The organism is Bradyrhizobium ingae (assembly GCF_055791185.1).
The window spans coordinates 234,373-251,115 of sequence record NZ_JBVUBB010000008.1 but is presented as its reverse complement, the minus strand read 5'-3'; the positions used below and the strand labels follow the sequence as shown (position 1 = coordinate 251,115).

At 65.9% G+C, this 16,743-nt stretch carries 13 protein-coding genes; 6 read left to right on the top strand and 7 right to left on the bottom strand.

Annotated features, from left to right (window positions below; all coding sequences use genetic code 11):
* Positions 1-390: 390 nt before the first annotated feature.
* Positions 391-774, bottom strand: coding sequence for a phasin family protein (locus ACV1FX_RS15475; protein ID WP_473118409.1), 384 nt, complete (start codon positions 772-774; stop codon positions 391-393).
* Positions 775-1,086: 312 nt separating this feature from the next.
* Between ACV1FX_RS15475 and ACV1FX_RS15470 the strand changes: the two genes are divergently transcribed.
* Positions 1,087-4,404, top strand: a complete 3,318-nt coding sequence (locus ACV1FX_RS15470; RefSeq protein WP_473118408.1) for a PAS domain-containing protein — start codon at positions 1,087-1,089, stop codon at positions 4,402-4,404.
* A gap of 176 nt (positions 4,405-4,580) precedes the next feature.
* Here ACV1FX_RS15470 and ACV1FX_RS15465 read toward each other — a convergent pair whose 3' ends face one another.
* The gene (locus tag ACV1FX_RS15465; RefSeq protein WP_473118407.1) at positions 4,581-5,792 is read right to left on the bottom strand and encodes an NnrS family protein; all 1,212 of its coding nucleotides are present in this window, start codon (positions 5,790-5,792) and stop codon (positions 4,581-4,583) included.
* Between the two features lie 137 nt (positions 5,793-5,929).
* Between ACV1FX_RS15465 and ACV1FX_RS15460 the strand changes: the two genes are divergently transcribed.
* Positions 5,930-6,637 carry a Crp/Fnr family transcriptional regulator gene (locus ACV1FX_RS15460; RefSeq protein WP_473118406.1) on the top strand — a complete coding sequence of 236 codons (708 nt, stop codon included), beginning with the start codon at positions 5,930-5,932 and terminating at the stop codon, positions 6,635-6,637.
* On the opposite strand, the gene ACV1FX_RS15455 is transcribed toward ACV1FX_RS15460, so the two are convergent.
* A complete protein-coding gene (locus tag ACV1FX_RS15455) occupies positions 6,638-6,835 on the bottom strand; it encodes a DUF1858 domain-containing protein (RefSeq protein WP_473118405.1) in 198 nt (65 codons plus the stop codon).
* 86 nt (positions 6,836-6,921) lie between these two features.
* On the bottom strand, positions 6,922-8,274 hold the full coding sequence (gene hemN / locus ACV1FX_RS15450; RefSeq protein WP_473118404.1) for an oxygen-independent coproporphyrinogen III oxidase: 1,353 nt from the start codon (positions 8,272-8,274) through the stop codon (positions 6,922-6,924).
* A 285-nt stretch (positions 8,275-8,559) separates the two neighbouring features.
* Here hemN and nirK point away from each other — a divergent pair, with 285 nt between their 5' ends.
* Both nirK and ACV1FX_RS15440 read left to right on the top strand, forming a co-directional pair.
* Positions 8,560-9,657: a copper-containing nitrite reductase gene (gene nirK / locus ACV1FX_RS15445; protein WP_473118403.1), complete on the top strand. Its 1,098-nt coding sequence runs from the start codon at positions 8,560-8,562 to the stop codon at positions 9,655-9,657.
* Between the two features lie 53 nt (positions 9,658-9,710).
* Positions 9,711-10,589, top strand: a complete 879-nt coding sequence (locus tag ACV1FX_RS15440; protein ID WP_473118402.1) for a formylglycine-generating enzyme family protein — start codon at positions 9,711-9,713, stop codon at positions 10,587-10,589.
* Positions 10,590-10,757: 168 nt separating this feature from the next.
* On the opposite strand, the gene ACV1FX_RS15435 is transcribed toward ACV1FX_RS15440, so the two are convergent.
* From ACV1FX_RS15435 to ACV1FX_RS15425, 3 genes are all read right to left on the bottom strand, one after another.
* The gene (locus ACV1FX_RS15435; protein WP_473118401.1) at positions 10,758-11,393 is read right to left on the bottom strand and encodes a GNAT family N-acetyltransferase; all 636 of its coding nucleotides are present in this window, start codon (positions 11,391-11,393) and stop codon (positions 10,758-10,760) included.
* Between the two features lie 17 nt (positions 11,394-11,410).
* Positions 11,411-12,061, bottom strand: coding sequence for a CoA transferase subunit B (locus tag ACV1FX_RS15430; RefSeq protein ID WP_473118400.1), 651 nt, complete (start codon positions 12,059-12,061; stop codon positions 11,411-11,413).
* Between the two features lie 73 nt (positions 12,062-12,134).
* The gene (locus tag ACV1FX_RS15425; protein ID WP_473118399.1) at positions 12,135-12,842 is read right to left on the bottom strand and encodes a CoA transferase subunit A; all 708 of its coding nucleotides are present in this window, start codon (positions 12,840-12,842) and stop codon (positions 12,135-12,137) included.
* Between the two features lie 267 nt (positions 12,843-13,109).
* Between ACV1FX_RS15425 and ACV1FX_RS15420 the strand changes: the two genes are divergently transcribed.
* On the top strand, positions 13,110-15,056 hold the full coding sequence (locus ACV1FX_RS15420) for an AsmA family protein (protein ID WP_473118455.1): 1,947 nt from the start codon (positions 13,110-13,112) through the stop codon (positions 15,054-15,056).
* Positions 15,057-15,342: 286 nt separating this feature from the next.
* Positions 15,343-16,728, top strand: a complete 1,386-nt coding sequence (locus ACV1FX_RS15415; RefSeq protein WP_473118398.1) for an ABC transporter substrate-binding protein — start codon at positions 15,343-15,345, stop codon at positions 16,726-16,728.
* Positions 16,729-16,743 lie beyond the last annotated feature (15 nt).

The window sequence follows — 16,743 nt, the reverse complement described above, 5'->3', positions numbered from 1 at the left end:
TGTGCATCGCAATGCGACATGAGGTGCAACGCCGCAATTTAATCTCGGTAAGGGAGTAGTTCCTGGCGGGGGAACCCTGGGGTTGCGAGGCTGGAACGAGCTGCGAAAGCAGTCTGCCCCCTCTCCCGCTTGCGGGAGAGGGTTGGGGAGAGGGTGTCTCCGCGTCGGAATCGTCTGAGATTTGTGGAGAAAATCCCTGGGTGGAAAGAGCCCCCACCCGGCGCTTCGCGCCGACCTCCCCCGCAAGCGGGAGAGGTTGAAGGAGCCTGCGGCCCCGGCCCGGAATCCATCCGGCCGCGGATCGGGTGGGTGAATGGATTCCGGGCTCGCGACTTCGTCGCGCCCCGGAATGACATCCAGTGCATTGGGCCCCCGCCGAAGACCCGAGCTTCAATGCTTCGGCTTGGTCGCGTCGATGGCGGCGCGGCTGACGGCCTGTCCCATCTCGCTCGCCTGCTCGGCCAGTGCCTTCATCTGCGCCTGCACATATTCGCCGTGCAGCCGCATGATCTCGGACAGGTCCTTGGCGTGGATCAGCGACTGGGCGTAGTCGAGCGAGGCCTGCACGTTCCTCTCGGCAAAGGCCAGCGCGCGGGCGTTGAGGTCCTTGGCGCCGGCGCGCATGGTCTCGCCGCGCTCCTCGATCGAGCCGGCCGCGGCCTGGGCGCCGCTGAGGAATTTCTCGAACGCATCACGCGCCTGCTTGAAGCTCGTCTCCGCCATGGATCGCATCTCCTGGGGAATCTCGAATCGTTCACGGGCTGGTTCGCTCATGCTGCCACTCCTGTTGCTTTGGGCTCGGCCTTTCGGGCCGCCGTTCTTTCGGAAGTGCCGCCAGCATGACCGGCGCGATGGCGGCCCGCTTCCATCTGGCCCCGCAGCCCTTACCCACATGCAACGCGCGGGCGGGCTTGCAGGTTCAGCAACATTAAGGTTATCGCGGCTATGGTCGCTCTCCGGGGCCGGCGGCCGTGGACCTGCCAGCGAGCGCAGGCGATACTAACCCTTTCTTAAGGCTGCCATTCCCGCAAGCTGCCCGACGATGACGATCAAACGCCCGCCTGACCACGAGAACAAGCCGGTTGGATGAATAGTTCGGATTTCCAGTTCCAAGGCGTGAGCGATCCGCGGCTGGCCGTGCACGCGACCTCTCCCTTGCCGGCATGGCTGTGGTCGATCGACGGCGCGCGGGTGGTCTGGGCCAATCCGGTCGGCGCAAGACTCTTTGGCGAGGCGAATGCCGCGGTGCTCGCCAAGAAGACCTTCGGCCCGGCCGATCCGCACCGCCGCCAGGTGGCACAGCTCGGCCGGCGCCTGGCACCCGGCGGCGCAGTACGGCTCGAACGCCTGCGCGGCTTCGGCAGCTCGCTCGGCACGCTGATGACCTGCGCCTGCGCGCGGCTCGAATTTCCCGACGGCAGCAACGGCGTGCTGGTGGCCGCGATGTCGTCGAGCGGCCGCATCATGCCGCTGGTCGAACGGCTGCAGCGCCTCGTCGAAGGCGCCGACGTGCCGATGGCGGCCTTTGCGCCGGACGGCCTATTCATCGGCGCGAGCGAGACCGCGCGCACCCTGCTCGGCTTTCCTCATCTCAAGGCGGCAGGCCTCGACGAGGCGCGCCGCGATGCGCTCGCGCATGGGCGGGCCAGGACGCCGCTCGGCATCGGCCATTTGGTGCTGCAACGGGTCGGCGCAGGTGCCGATACTGGCCTCGTCGCGCTGTTCGAGCGCGGTGCATGTGAGGCCGCCGAGGTGCCGCACGATGCCGCGCCGGAGACGACGCCCGAGCAGGCCGCCGCGGCCCCCGTTCAATCCGAGCCCCCGGCGACAGCGGCTTTGCCCGACTACGAGCAGCCGGCGCTGGCGAACGAGGCCCCGGCCGAGTTCGCGCTGTTCGATGCCTTCGCCGAGCCGCTCGAAACGGAGCCGAAGATCGAAGCAGCGGCTGAGACGCCCGCCGCCACAACTGCCGCGAGCGCACAAGTGGTTGATAAGCCGGACGACGACATCGTCTCGCCCAAAGCCGAGCCGATCACTGCCGCAATGGACCAGCCGCCGCCAGCCGTGGACGCGCCCGCCACGCCGCGCAATCAGCCCCTGCGCTTCCTGTGGCAGATGGATGCCGTGGGGCGTTTCGTGCTCGGCTCGGACGATTTCATCCGCCTGATGGGCGCGCACACCGCCGCCGGCTTCGGCCGCCTGTGGTCGGAGATCTCACAGGAATTCGGGCTCGATCCCGAGGGGCGCATCGCGAAGGCCCTCGCCACGCGCGACACCTGGGCCGGCATCACCGTGAACTGGCCGGTCGATGGCGGCGAGCACCTCGCCGTCGAGCTTGCCGGCCTTCCGGTCTATGACCGCCTACGCAACTTCTCGGGCTTCAAGGGCTTTGGCGTCTGCCGCGATCTCGACGGCCTCAACCGGCTCGATGCGCTGAGGCGCTTCGAGCTGTTCACCGATCCGCCTGCCCCGCAGAGCCTCGCGGCCGACACCGCCCCGCCGGTCACCGAGCCCGAATCCAATGCAGAGCCACCGCCGCTCGCATCCGACATTCCAGAGCCCATTGCCGAACTGCCAGAGACGATCATCGACGCGAATTCACAACAAGCCGATTTGGATCAACACGTGGAAACGCCCCCCAACGTCGTGCCGTTCCGCCCGCTCGGCGACAACAAATCGCCGACGCTGACGCCGGTCGAGAACTCCGCCTTCAACGAGCTCGCCCGGCAATTGTCCGAGCGGCTCGAGCGCGAGAGGGACGCGGCCGCAGCTTCCGTCGAGCCGCAAGAGACTGCGCAGGCGACGACCATCGAGGAGCCGCCTGCCCCGCCCGCAGAGCAGGCGCCGCGCGAGCTGGCCGAGTGGCTGGTCGAGCCCGAGGCGCCGCCGCGCGGCGCGTCCTTGCGCGATCGCATGCTGCTCGATCTCGTGCCGACGGGCATCCTGATCTACCGGCTCGACCGCCTGCTCTATGCCAACCCCGCTTTCCTTGCGCGCATCGGCCATCCGAGCCTGGGCGCGCTGGAGGAGGCCGGCGGCCTCGATGCGCTCTATGTCGCGCCGGGCGTGTCGTCTGAGAGCAGCACGTCGGAGGCCGGCACGCCGGTGACGATCAGCGCGATCGACGGCTCCGACGTGACCGACGCCCACCTGCACACCATCATCTGGGACGGCGACACCGCGCACGCGCTGATCTGCGCGCTGCCGGCGCCGGCGCCCGTCTTTGCCGAAGCCGTCACTGCCGCGGAAGAGGTCGAGCCGGCGTTCGAGGAAGAGCTGGAGTTCGAGGCCGGCCAGGCCAATGCGGAAGACCTCGCCGCGATCCTCGACACCACGGCCGAGGGCATCATCATGTTCGATGCCGAGGGCAACATCCATGCCTGCAACCGCAGCGCCGAGGCGCTGTTCGGCTATGACGGCGAGGCGCTGCTGCAGCAGAACCTCACCACGCTGTTCGCGCCCGAAAGCCAGCGCGTGGTCATCGACTATCTCGACAGCATGAGGGGCGGCAACATCGCGAGCCTGCTCGACCATGGCCGCGAGGTGCTGGGTCGCGAGCGCAAGGGCGGCGTCATTCCGCTCGCCATGATCATGGGCCGCACCCAGCCCGACGGCCCGAACTTCTTCGCCGTGTTCCGCGATCTCTCGCAGAGCAAGAAGGGCGAGAGCGAATTGAAGCAGGCGCAGCGCCTCGCCGACGGCGCGGCGAATGCCAAGGCCGACATGCTGGCGCGCATCAGCCACGAGATCCGCACGCCGCTCAACGCCATCATCGGGTTTGCCGAGGTGATGATCTCCGAGCGCTTCGGCGCGCTCGGCAACGAGCGCTACGGTGACTACATGAAGGACATCCGCGCCTCCGGCGAACGCGTGATCGCGATCATCGACGATCTCTCGGAGCTTTCGCGGATCGAGAGCGGCAAGCTCGACCTCACCTTCGGCAATCTCAACCTCAACGATCTCGTCGAGGCCTGCGTGGTGGTGATGCAGCCGCAGGCCAACCGCGAGCGCATCATCATCCGCACCTCGCTCGCCCATGCGCTGCCGCAGGTCTCGGCCGACGCCCGCGCGCTGCGGCAGGTCACCATGAACCTGATCGGCAATTCGATCCGGCTCGCGAGCGCCGGCGGCCAGGTCATCGTCTCGACCGCGCTCACCGACCGCGGCGAGGTCGCCCTGCGCATCCGCGACACCGGCCAAGGCCTTTCCGAGCGGGAAGTCGCCGCCGCCATGGAGCCGTTCCGCACCCCGCCGCCCCCGGACGCCTCCGAAAGCGCCGGCCTCAGCCTGTCCCTGACGCGCGCGCTGGTCGAAGCCAACCGCGCAAGGTTCAACATCAAGAGCGCGGCGAACACCGGCACGCTGATCGAGGTCGTGTTCGCGCCGTCGCTGGCGAGGACATAGGCCGCGCGCGCTGCAGCGGGAGCTGCTTCAACAAATTCGGTGTCGTCCCGGCGAAGGCCGGGACCCATAACCACAGGGAGAAGTTGCGGCGCGGGCTGCCAGCCACCCATCTTCGCCAAACTGCTCCCTGTGGTTATGGGTCCCGGGCTCGCGCTTCGCGCGCCCCGGGACGACGATCACCGCGCCGGCACCACCGCGCGCGGGATGGCCAGCGCGCGCCAACGGCTGCCGACGAGCAGCGGGCCGAAGGCGATCGCAAAGCCTGCAAATGCCGCGACCCAGCCGAACGCTGCGACATGCAGCAGCACCTCGCCATGTGCAGGCGAGACCACGGCACAGATGCGCGCCAGCGCCGCCACGACGATCGCGGCGTAGATCGCCTGCGTCGCGACGGAGGCCGTGAGCGCCTGCCCGGTGTGGCCGAGGGTTGCGCGCGTCATCACCGCGAGCGTCATGACGCCGGCCCCGCCTGCCATCCAGGCGTGAATGCCCGCACTTGCCGGCAGCGCGCCGAAGCTGGCTGCCGCATGCAGCAGGAAGCCGAGCGGCACGAAGGCGTAGCCGATATGCAGGATCAGCAGCAGCCGCTCGCGCGCAGTGCGGTCGCCGGCCCAGCGCGCGAGACGCACGATGTGCAGCACGCCTGCGAGCGCCATAGCGATGCCGGTGATCGCGCTCAGCGGGCCCACGATCCAGCACACGAGCGCCAGCGCGCTGAGGGCGATCACGCCGCCGTCGAAGCGGCCGAACGGCACCGGCAGGCGGCCCGGATTCATCTTGACCAGCCAGTTGCGCGTAAAGCTCGGGATGATGCGGCCACCGATCAAAGAAATCAGCAACACGACCACGGCGATGCCGATCCGGATGCTGTAATCCGCAGCGCCCGCGATATGCGCCTCCAGGTGGAACGCGACGTTGCCGGCGAGCAGCAGCAACACCAGCATCACCACCGGCAGGTTACGCCAGTTCTTGCCAGCGGCGATCTCGCGCAAGGCCGCAGCGACGACCAGCGCCAGGAACGCAGCATCGACCGCCAGCGCGACGGCCCAGCCGAGCCCGGCCGAGCATGTCACCGCGATGCGGCCGGCTAGCCATACGATGGCGAGAGCGGCGAGCGGCGTGCCCTGGATCGGCAGCCGCCCGGTCCAGTTCGGAATCGCCGTGAACAGGAACCCGGTGATCACAGCCGGCAGGAAGCCGTAGAGCATCTCGTGCACATGCCAGTCGCGCGGCGCGAGCGCAGAACTCAGCGACAGCTCGCCGTAGAACAGCGGCAGCCAGACCAGGATCGACGTTGCCGCCTGGATCGCGGCCAGCAGGAAGAACGGACGAAAGCTGTGGGCCAGCAGCGGCCAGCCTTGGTGGTTGCGGGTACGAACGCCAGCCATATCGGTAAACTCCGGCTCAATCGGGCTTTGCACACAAAAATACCGGCGCGCGGGAGCCAGGTTTTGCGCTAACGCAAATTGCCGAGCGAATGGCGTGCAATCACAAAGTCCTGAAAGGCTCGCGCCATGGAGGCAGAATGGCCAAGGTCGACCCGTCACTGGTTGCACATTTGCCGCTGTTTGCCGGCTTCACGAACGACGAGCTGGAAGAGATCCTGCGCGAGGCGCGCTCGTCACGCCATCCGAAGAACAGCGCGGTCTTCGCGCAAGGAGAGGACGCGCATTCCTTCTTTCTCTTGCTGCACGGCCATGTCCGCGCCGCCAAGACCACGCCGACGGGCGAGCAGATCGTGGTGCGCTATGTGGCGCCCGGCGAGACCTTCGGGCTCGCGATGGCGATCGGGCTCACCCAATATCCGGCGACCGCGACCGCGGTCGACGACAGCGTCGTGCTGGCCTGGCCGACCGGCACATGGCCGCGGCTGGTGCAGAGGTTTCCCGCGCTCGCGACCAACACGCTGCAGACCGTCGGCACGCGCTTGCAGGAGAGCCACACCCGCGTGCTGGAGATGTCGACCCAGCAGGTCGAGCAGCGCGTCGCGCATGCGCTGCTGCGGCTCGCCAAGCAATCCGGCAAGAAGCTCGATCACGGCATCGAGATCGATTTTCCGATCAGCCGGCAGGATATCGCGCAGATGACCGGCACCACGCTGCACACCGTGAGCCGCATCCTGAGCGGCTGGGAGAGCCAGGGCCTCGTCGAAAGCGGCCGCCAGCGCATCATCCTGCGCGAACCGCACAGGATCGTCGTGCTCGCGGAGCAAAGCGCGAATGGCGAACGCTGACTAGGCGGGCACGCTCTCGCATAGCGCCGCCAAGAATGTTGCGCGATCGATGCCATGCTCGCGGCAGGCATCGTCGACGGTGTGGAAGCAGGCGATCGGACAGCCGACGCACGCCATCTTGAATTCCAGGAACACGCGGATCGTATGCGGCGCCGCGCGCATGATGTCGTCGACGAGATCGTCAGATCGGAAGGACATGGGCAACTCCGTTCCGATGAGACGGTAATCACTCTGTCGATAGCCTCTTTGTCGAAGCGCAAGCTCGCGCCGGTTCCGTTGGCTCGTCACACCGCCCGGCTGTGAAGCTGCCTGGCGGCGTCCAGATGCGCGTCGAAGGCGGCGGCGACGCTGCGGACGAGGAAGCGGGACTCCCTGGCGACCGCGAGCCGGTCGCCGTCGAGCCTGACGACACCGTCGGAGATCAGCGTCTTCAGCCGCGGCGCCGATTGCAGCACGCTATCGGCCCGCGCGCCGTGCCGGGCGCAGATCGCGCCGAGATCGGCACCGTAGTCGCACATGATGCGCTCGATGATGTCGGCGCGCAGCCGATCGTCGCATGTCAGCGCGTAGCCCTTGACGGTTGCGAGACGGCCAGCCTCGATGGCCTTCGCATAGCCCACGATCGACACCTCGTTCTGGACATAGCCCTGCGGCAGACGGCCGATGGCACTGGCGCCGAAGCCGAGCAGCACGTCGCTCACATCGGTCGTGTAGCCCTGGAAATTGCGGCGCAGCGTCTTGCTCGCGAAGGCAAGCGCCATGGCGTCGTCGGGACGTGCGAAATGGTCGAGCCCGATCTGCACATAGCCGGCGTCCTTCAGCGCGTTGGCGATCGCGCAGGCCTGGTCGTGACGCGCCGGGCCGTCGGGCAGAAAGGCTTCGTCGATCTTGCGCTGATGCTTCTTGAAGGTCGGCACATGGGCATAGCCGAACACCGAGAAACGGTCGGGCTCAAGCTCCAGGCTGCGCCGCACCGTGTCGAGACAGGAGGCGATGGTCTGGTGCGGCAAGCCGTAGATCAGGTCGAAATTGACGCCCGTGATGCCGGCGCTCCGCAGATTCTGCGTGACGGTCGCGGTCTGCTCGAAGCTCTGTACGCGGTTGATCGCAAGCTGCACGCGCGGATCGAAGCTCTGCACGCCGAGACTGGCGCGGTTGACGCCAGCGAGCGCCAGCGCGTCGGTCATCTCAGCCGTCAGCGTCCGCGGATCGATCTCGATCGCGATCTCGGCCGATGGCAGCACGAAGTGAGCCTGCCGGATCGCCGCCATCAATTCGGTGAAGGCCTCGGGCGCCATGATCGTCGGTGTGCCGCCGCCGAAATGGATGTGCGCGACCTTGATGCGGCGGCCGATGGTGTCGGCCACCAGGTCGACCTCGCGGCGCAGCGTCCGCTGATAGGCGTCGATCAGATCGTCGCGGCGGGCGATCTGGGTGTGACAGCCGCAGTACCAGCACATCTTGCGGCAGAACGGCACGTGCAGATAGAGCGAAGCGTTGACGCTGGCGGGAAGCTCGGCGAGCCATCGGCTGTAGGCCTCGGCGCCGACAGCAGGCGAGAAGTGCGGAGCGGTCGGGTAGCTCGTATAGCGCGGCAGACGTTCGTCGCCGTAGCTTGCCGCCAGATCCGCCCTCATGTCCTGATCCATCCTGCTTCAACGGTTTGGGGGGTACAAAATCCGCACCCACAGGCCCTTCGCCTATCCCGGATCTGAACTGTCGACCTTGCGCTTGCTCAAAGTGCGAAAGATCCGACTCGAACATGCGAATGAGTTGCTCGCGGCCCCTGCTCCGGCAACCGACCTAAGTACTGCTCCGGATGCAAATCAGGCGAAAGGTTGTTGCAGCGCAAGTTCTCTTGCACCAGGAAGCGCAGAGTGGGTCCCGTCATCAAAACACTTTTCAGATGAAGGATGCTTCCGATGTTCACCCGCAGAGCCGCATTGATCAGCGCCGCCGCGACCGCCCTCATGCTGGCGACCCCCGCTCTTGCCGCCGACGATCTCAAGCTGCCGCGGCAGAAGATCGAGCTGGTCGCACCGCCCTTCGTGCATGCGCATGAGCAGGCCACCAGGCAGGCGCCGAAGATCATGGAGTTCACGCTCACGATCCAGGAGAAGAAGGTCGTCATCGACGAGAAGGGCACCACCTTCCAGGCCATGACCTTCAATGGGTCGATGCCGGGCCCGCTGATGGTGGTGCATGAAGGCGACTATGTCGAAGTGACGCTGGTCAACCCTGCCACCAACACCATGCCGCACAATATCGACTTCCACTCGGCGACCGGTGCGCTCGGCGGCGGCGCACTCACACTGATCAATCCCGGCGAGCAGGTCGTGCTGCGCTGGAAGGCCACCAAGACCGGCGTGTTCGTCTATCACTGCGCGCCCGGCGGCGCGATGATCCCCTGGCACGTCGTCTCCGGCATGAACGGCGCCGTGATGGTGCTGCCGCGCGACGGGCTGAACGACGGCAAGGGTCACGCGCTGAAGTACGATAAGGTCTACTATATCGGCGAGCAGGACATGTATGTGCCGCGCGACGAGAAGGGCAACTTCAAGTCATACGACTCGCCGGGCGAGGCCTACACCGACACCGAGGAGGTGATGAAGAAGCTCGTTCCTTCCCACGTCGTGTTCAACGGCAAGGTCGGCGCGCTCACCGGCAAGAATGCCCTGACCGCCAATGTCGGCGAGAACGTGCTGATCGTGCACTCGCAGGCCAATCGCGACAGCCGCCCGCATCTGATCGGCGGCCATGGCGACTATGTCTGGGAGACCGGCAAGTTCTCAAACGCGCCGGAGACCGGGCTCGAGACCTGGTTCATCCGCGGCGGCTCGGCCGGAGCGGCGATGTACAAATTCCTGCAGCCCGGCATCTACGCCTATGTCACGCACAACCTGATCGAGGCCGCCGATCTCGGCGCCACCGCGCACTTCAAGGTCGAAGGCAAGTGGAACGACGATCTCATGACCCAGGTGAAGGCGCCTGCGGACATCCCGGCCCCCAATACCAACTGATCGCAACGAGGGGGCCGGCGATCACCGGCCCCTTCTTCTTTCGGGGGATCATCATGCTGATTGCATTCAAGCTCAAACTGGCGCTCGCCTGCGTCGCCGGATTCGCAACGCCGCTTGCCGTTGCGCCCCTGGTCGGCGATGCCGGCACGCGTGGCGCGGCGGGGGAGCCGGCGATCGTCGAGATCGCTGCCGGCAGTTTCACCTATCGTTCTGCCGGTGATTTTACGCGCGCGGGCCGACAGGCCGAAGCGCCGCTGCGCAAGCTGCGCTTTGCAAAGCCGCTTGCGATCATGCGGCAGCAGGTGTCCTCGGCCGACTATCAGCTCTGCGTGCAGGACGGCGCGTGCCGCGCGCTCGACCGCGATGTCGCGGTCGCCCCCGATCGCCCGGCGGTGCAGGTGAGCTGGCACGATGCGCAAGCCTATGCCGGCTGGCTGTCGCACAAGACCGGCAAGACCTGGCGCCTGCCGAGCGATGAGGAATGGGCCTTTGCCGCCGGCAGCAAGTTCCGGGACGACGGCTCGCCCATCGACGCTGCCGATCCCTCAAAACGCTGGATCAGCCGCTACGAGCGCGAATCCGAACGCGACCGGTCGGACGCCGCGCCCCATCCGTTCGGCAAGTTCGGCCTGAACGAGCATGGTGTCTCGGATTTGGCCGGCAACGTCTGGGAGTGGACCTCAACCTGCTTCGTGCGCGAGCGCGTCGACGAGAACGGCAATGCGGGTCGGCAGACCATCAATTGCGGCGTGCGCGTCGCCGAGGGAGCTCACCGGGCCTATGTCACCGACTTCATCCGCGACGCCCGCGCCGGCGGCTGCGCCCAAGGCGTCCCGCCCGCCAATCTCGGCTTCCGCCTGGTGAGGGAAGAGACGTCGTGGGTGGCGAGCGTGTCGCAACGGTTCGGCAGGGCGTGGTCGGCGAGGTCATAGGCGAATCTTCAGCAAGGTCTCGTGCTCCGGACGCGGCGCAGCGCTCCTTCAGCGGTGCGCTGCAGAGCCGGAGCCCATGTCACCCACGGTGTATGTGTTGCCTTCTGGGTCCCGGCTCAGCGCCGCAACGCTCCGCGTTGCAGCGCGTCCGGGACACGACTGCGTGAATCAAATCGCGCGCACGAATCTGCGAAAGCCCGGTGCGCCGATCAGCGCTTCGAAACTCGCGTCGCGCTTCTCCTCCGCGAGAACAAAGCCCGCCTTGGCGTAGCAACGCTCGGCGGCCTCGTTGCCGATCAGAAAGGGGATCGTGGCCTGCGAGAATCCCGCCGCCCGTCCCGCCTCCATCGCTCGAGCAATCAGCGCCTGCGCCAGGCCGCGGCCGCGATAGGCGGGGTCAGTCACTATATGCTCGATGAGCCAGTCATCGTCATCGCCGGCAGGCCAGCAATTGCGTAAGTAAGCACCGCGCCGGTGGATGGCCTCGAGCTCGGATGCGCCAAGTCCCGTCTCGCGCGCGACTTCCTCGAGCGCCCGCCACGCCGCTAGGCCGGCACCGGCAACAGGCAGCGCACATAGCGCGGCGGCCGACTTGTCGTCGACTTCAGCGATCAGGAATCGGGAGACGTGCCAGATCGACACCGTGCGCGTGACGGCGATCCTGGCCGCGAAGGCAAGGCACTCGGCTTCAGGCCAGCCGAGCGCGATGTCGAACCAACCGCGAGGCCGGTGGCCGCGCATCGAGGACAGGATGGTTCGTGCAATGAACGCCGCGTCATCGGGACGCGCAGACCGTATCGTCATGCGCGCCCCATGACCGGTCAGGTATTCTTCAGCGCAACCCGAAATTCCGCTTCGGTCTTGGACTTGACCTCGTCGAGCGTGACGCCGTCGGCGAGTTCGATCAGCGCCATGCCGCCGTCGCCGTGCTTGTCGATAGTGAAGACGGCAAGATCCGTGACGACCATGTCGACGACGCGCTCGCCGGTCAGCGGCAGGGTGCAGCCCTTCAGGAGCTTCGCGCCGTCCTTGGCGGAATGCTCCATCACCACCACGACGCGCTTGACGCCGGCGACGAGGTCCATCGCGCCGCCCATGCCCTTGACCATCTTGCCGGGGATCATCCAGTTGGCGAGGTCGCCGTTCTGGGCCACCTGCATGGCGCCGAGGATCGACAGGTCCATGTGGCCGCCGCGGATCATGCCGAAGGAGTCCGCGCTCGAGAAATAGCTGGTCGAGGGCAGCTCGCTCACGGTCTGCTTGCCGGCGTTGATGAGGTCGGCGTCTTCCTCGCCCTCATAGGGGAACGGTCCCATGCCGAGCATGCCGTTCTCGCTCTGCAGGCTGACGTCCATGCCGTCGGGGATGTAGTTCGACACCAGCGTCGGGATGCCGATGCCGAGGTTGACGTAGTAGCCGTCACGCAATTCCTTTGCGGCGCGCGCGGCCATCTGTTCACGGGTCCAGGCCATGAGGCTCTCCTGTTATCGTTTACGCATGATCTTGCCGAAAAACCGGTATCCACTTTTCCGGATCATGCGCGCCTTAAGCGGCGGGGCGCGGGCGGGTGTTGCGGAATTCGATGCGCTTCTTGGCCGTGCCGACCTCGATGATGCGCTTCACGAAAAGACCGGGCGTGTGGATGTGGTCGGGATTAAGTTCACCGGCCGGAACCAGGTGCTCGACCTCGGCCACCGTGATCTTGGCAGCGGTCGCCATCATCGGGTTAAAGTTGCGCGCGGTCTTGCGGTAAATGAGGTTGCCGGCGGTGTCGCCCTTCCAGGCGTGGACGATGGCGAGGTCGGCGAACAGGCCGCGCTCCATCAGGTACTTCTGGCCGTCGAACTCCTTCACTTCCTTGCCCTCGGCGATCAGCGTGCCGACGCCGGTCTTGGTGTAGAAGGCCGGGATGCCCGCGCCGCCGGCGCGGATGCGCTCTGCGAGCGTGCCTTGCGGGTTGAATTCGAGTTCCAGCTCGCCCGCGAGGTATTGCTGGGCGAACAGTTTGTTCTCGCCGACATAGGAGGAGATCATCTTCTTGATCTGCCGGGTTTCCAAGAGGCGGCTGAGCCCGATGCCGTCGACACCGGCATTGTTGGAAACCACCGTCAGGCCCTTGACGCCGGAGTCGCGGATCGCGTCCGAGAGCGCCTCGGCGATGCCGCAGAGGCCGAAACCGCCCGACATGATCATCATGCCGTCCTTGAGAATGCCGTCGAGAGCCGACTTGGCGTCGGGATAGACCTTGTTCATGCGGAAAACCTTGGGGTGTGAGGCGTTAGGCCCGTTGTTGCCGGGATTATTAGGCGAAATGATCTTGAGCCGTCAATCATACGGGGTTTCCGGCGCGCGGGCCCGATGATAGAGGCTGCCCACGGCGTGGGCATAACCGCCTCCGCGGCCTTGAAAGCGACAAGAAAACCCATCAAGTTGCGGGACTTGTACGTGGGGCGCGTTAGGCTCCCGGCTCGTCCCGTTGAGCGCCCGACAACCCAACCCGATCAGGACATGCCATTGACGATGGCCCAAGGAATGAAGCGCCTGGGGACGCCGATTGCGGCGCTGCTCGGCATTGTGCTGATCGCCCTGGTCGCGACCTCCTGGCTGATCAACCGCGACGCGCTGCGCAAGGCGGTCGAGGGCCAGATCCGCGCCGTCACCGGGCTCGAGCTCAATGTCGCAGGCCCGATCGACATCTCGGTGCTGCCGGCGAGCTACGTCTCCTTCCACGACGTCAGCCTGAAGGGCCCCGGCGGGGACAGCGATCCGGCTCTGCACGTCGACGTGCTCACCGCCAATTTGCGGCTGCTGCCGCTCCTGCTCCAGCGCTTCGAGATCGCCGACCTGATGCTGCTGCGGCCGCATATCCACGTCAGCCTCGAGGCCAATGGCGACAGCAACTGGACCCCCTTCATCCAGACCATCGCGCGCACCATGAAGCCGGGCGCCGACAACCAGGTGTCATTCTCGGAGATCCGGGTCCAGGACGGCGTGCTTGATTACGAGGACATCGCCAGCCACGGCACCGAAAAGTTCGAGGACATCGACCTGTCGCTGGCCTGGCCCTCGATCTCGCGCTCCTTTGCCGCCACCGGGCAGTTCGACTGGCGCGGTGAGCGTGTCGACGGCTCGATCAGCTTCTCCGATTTCGTCGCAGCGCTCTCCGGCGACCGCTCGGGCCTGAAGGCGCGGATCACCAGCCCGCCGCTCAAGCTCGCCTTCGACGGCAGCGTCGCCAACCGCACCAGCGCGATGATGGAAGGCACGCTCACCATCGACAGCCCGTCCTTGCGCAACGCGCTGCGCTGGACCGGGCAGCCGCAGCCGGGCAGCGGCGGCTTCGGCCGTTTCGCGCTCAAGGCGCGCGCCAATGTGGTAGGCGCCTCGATCGCGCTCACCAACGTCAATGTCGAGCTCGACGGCAACGTCGCCGAAGGCGTGATGACCTACGCCAACAACGGACGGCAGACCCTCCAGGCAACGCTTGCAGCCGACGCGCTCGACTTCACGCCCTACATCTCGACCTTCCGCTTGCTGGCAAGCGGCGCGCGCGACTGGAACAGGCAGCTGTTCGACCTCAATGGCCTGTCGACCACCGATCTCGACATGCGCCTGTCGGCGGCGCGGCTCACGGTCGGACCATCGAAATTCGGCCGCACCGCGATCGGCGCCAATTTGCGCAACGGCACGCTGGCGCTCTCGGTCGGCGAGGCGCAGGTCTATGGCGGCATCGCCAGGGGCTCGTTCGGGATTGCGCGCTCCGACACGGTCGCCGACATCAAGGCGCAATTCCAGTTCACCGACGTCGATTTGCAGGCCTGCACCTCCGAGCTGTTCGGCATCAACAAGCTGTCCGGCCGCGGCAACATCAACGTGTCGCTGGTCGCCTCCGGCTCGAGCCCTTTCGGCCTCGTGCAATCGCTCGACGGCACCGCTTCGGTGACCGGGCATGACGGCGCGATCTCCGGCTTCAACGCCGAACAGCTGTTGAAGCGCCTGGAGCGGCGGCCGCTGTCGGGCGGCGGCAACTTCCGCAGCGGCTCGACGCCCTACAGCAACATGACGTTGTCGGTGAAATTCGCCGACGGCATCGCGACCGCCGACGACATCCACATCGAGGGACCGACGGCGAAGATCACGCTGACCGGCACGGCCTCGGTGCCGACGCGCGAATACGACATGAAGGGCGTGGCGAGCCTGAACGGCGCGTCTGGCTTCGAACTGCCCTTCGTGGTTCAGGGGCCCTGGGACGATCCGCTGATCTTCCCCGATCCGGAAAGCCTGATCCGCCGCTCGCCGGCGTCCGCGCCGCTGCTCGAATCCGTGCGCAATCCCAAGACGCGCGACGCCGTGCGCTCGGTGCTCGAGCGCTTCACCGGCGCCAAGCCCGCCACGCCCGATGCCGCGGCTGCGCCGACGGCGGAGAACGCGAAGGAAAGCGCGAAGGACGGCGCGAAGTCGAACTAAAGCGCGACGAGATCGAGTACGAACCTCTCTCGGCGGCGAGAGGTGCTGCCTTCGCTTGCACTGATTCAACCCAATCTCACCGCGCCATAACGACGCGCAATCGCCACAGCGCGAATTGATTGCCGTGAATTGATGCGGCGATTGGATCGATGGCGCGACGTTAAGACTGTTCGCGGGTGAAATTCCACTCGACCTAGGTCTGACAAGATGTCGCTAGATCAGCCTCCGCCCATGCGCTAGTGTTTTCCCCGACCGGTTAAACACCGGCGACTTGAGGGAGAAAAACGTGAAATCAAGGGTTATTGGCGCATTTTCACTCGCGGTTGCTGCGGTCGGGCTGTTTGCAGCCACGGCGCCCGCGTTTGCCCAGCAGAAGACTATCACGGTCTGGTGGGGCAAGGGATTTTATAAATCTGAAGACGACGCGCTCATCGACACGATCAAGAAATTCGAGGCCAAGACCGGCATCAAGGTCGAATTGTCGCAGTACGCGATCCAGGACATGATTCCGAAGACAGTGGCCGCGCTCGATGCCGGCACCGTGCCGGATGTCGCCTATTCCGATTCCTACGACGTGCAGGCGCAGGGCAAGTGGGCCTATGAGGGCAAGCTCGAGGACCTGTCGGACGTCATGGAGCCGATCAAGGACCGGTTCGTGCCGAACACGCTGGAAGCATCGATCCTCTACAACGACGTCGCCAAGAAGAAGGCCTATTACGGCTTCCCGCTGAAGCAGCAGAGCATGCACGTCCAGATCTGGAACGACATGCTGGAGAAGGCCGGCTTCAAGCAGAGCGACATCCCGAACGACTGGCAAGGCTACTGGTCGTTCTGGTGCGACAAGGTGCAGCCGGCGATCCGCAAAGCGACCGGCCAGCGCATCTATGCCGTGGGCCAGCCGATGGGCGTGGAATCGACCGATGCCTTCCAGTCGTTCTACACCTTCATGGACGCCTACCACGTCAAGCTCGTCGACGACGACGGCAAGCTGCTGGTCGACGACCCCAAGGTTCGCGACGGCCTGATCAAGGCGATGAAGGACTATACCGATACCTACATCAAGGGCTGCACCCCGCCCTCCTCCACGACCTGGAAGGACCCGGACAACAACGTCGCCTTCCACAACAAGACGATCGTGATGACCCACAACTTCACGATTTCGATCGCGGCGAAGTGGTTCGAGGATTCCACCAACCCGAACCTGACGCCCGAACAGCGCGAGGCCGGCAAGAAGGCCTACGAGCAGGACATCATCACCGCGTCCTTCCCGAAGGCGCCTGATGGTTCGACCATCCGCTACCGCTCCGACGTCAAGACCGGGCTGATCTTCACCGCGGCCAAGAACAAGGCCGAGGCCAAGCAGTTCATCAGCTTCCTGCTCCAGGAGGACAACGTGCGCCCCTACATCGAGGGTGCGCTCGGCCGCTGGTTCCCGGTGACGAAGGAAAGCCAGGCAAGCCCGTTCTGGCAAGCCGACAAGCACCGCAAGGCAGTCTACAGCCAGTTCACCGGCGGCACCGCGCCGTTCGATTTCACCAAGAACTGGAAGTTCACGATCCTGAACAACGAGAACGTCTGGGCCAAGGCGATGAACCGGGTGGTCAGCGAGAAGGTCCCGGTCGACAAGGCCGTCGACGAGCTGATCGCGCGCATCAAGCAGGTGGCGGGTTAAATCCCCCTCTCCCCA

Excerpts from the sequence above, each read along its gene's own strand:
- ACV1FX_RS15475 (WP_473118409.1), bottom strand. The coding sequence starts at position 774 with ATGAGCGAACCAGCCCGTGAACGATTCGAGATTCCCCAGGAGATGCGA.
- hemN (WP_473118404.1), bottom strand. The coding sequence starts at position 8,274 with ATGAGGGCGGATCTGGCGGCAAGCTACGGCGACGAACGTCTGCCGCGC.
- ACV1FX_RS15465 (WP_473118407.1), bottom strand. The coding sequence starts at position 5,792 with ATGGCTGGCGTTCGTACCCGCAACCACCAAGGCTGGCCGCTGCTGGCC.
- ACV1FX_RS15460 (WP_473118406.1), top strand. The coding sequence starts at position 5,930 with ATGGCCAAGGTCGACCCGTCACTGGTTGCACATTTGCCGCTGTTTGCC.
- ACV1FX_RS15420 (WP_473118455.1), top strand. The coding sequence starts at position 13,110 with ATGGCCCAAGGAATGAAGCGCCTGGGGACGCCGATTGCGGCGCTGCTC.
- ACV1FX_RS15435 (WP_473118401.1), bottom strand. The coding sequence starts at position 11,393 with ATGACGATACGGTCTGCGCGTCCCGATGACGCGGCGTTCATTGCACGA.
- nirK (WP_473118403.1), top strand. The coding sequence starts at position 8,560 with ATGTTCACCCGCAGAGCCGCATTGATCAGCGCCGCCGCGACCGCCCTC.
- ACV1FX_RS15440 (WP_473118402.1), top strand. The coding sequence starts at position 9,711 with ATGCTGATTGCATTCAAGCTCAAACTGGCGCTCGCCTGCGTCGCCGGA.
- ACV1FX_RS15470 (WP_473118408.1), top strand. The coding sequence starts at position 1,087 with ATGAATAGTTCGGATTTCCAGTTCCAAGGCGTGAGCGATCCGCGGCTG.
- ACV1FX_RS15425 (WP_473118399.1), bottom strand. The coding sequence starts at position 12,842 with ATGAACAAGGTCTATCCCGACGCCAAGTCGGCTCTCGACGGCATTCTC.
- ACV1FX_RS15430 (WP_473118400.1), bottom strand. The coding sequence starts at position 12,061 with ATGGCCTGGACCCGTGAACAGATGGCCGCGCGCGCCGCAAAGGAATTG.
- ACV1FX_RS15455 (WP_473118405.1), bottom strand. The coding sequence starts at position 6,835 with ATGTCCTTCCGATCTGACGATCTCGTCGACGACATCATGCGCGCGGCG.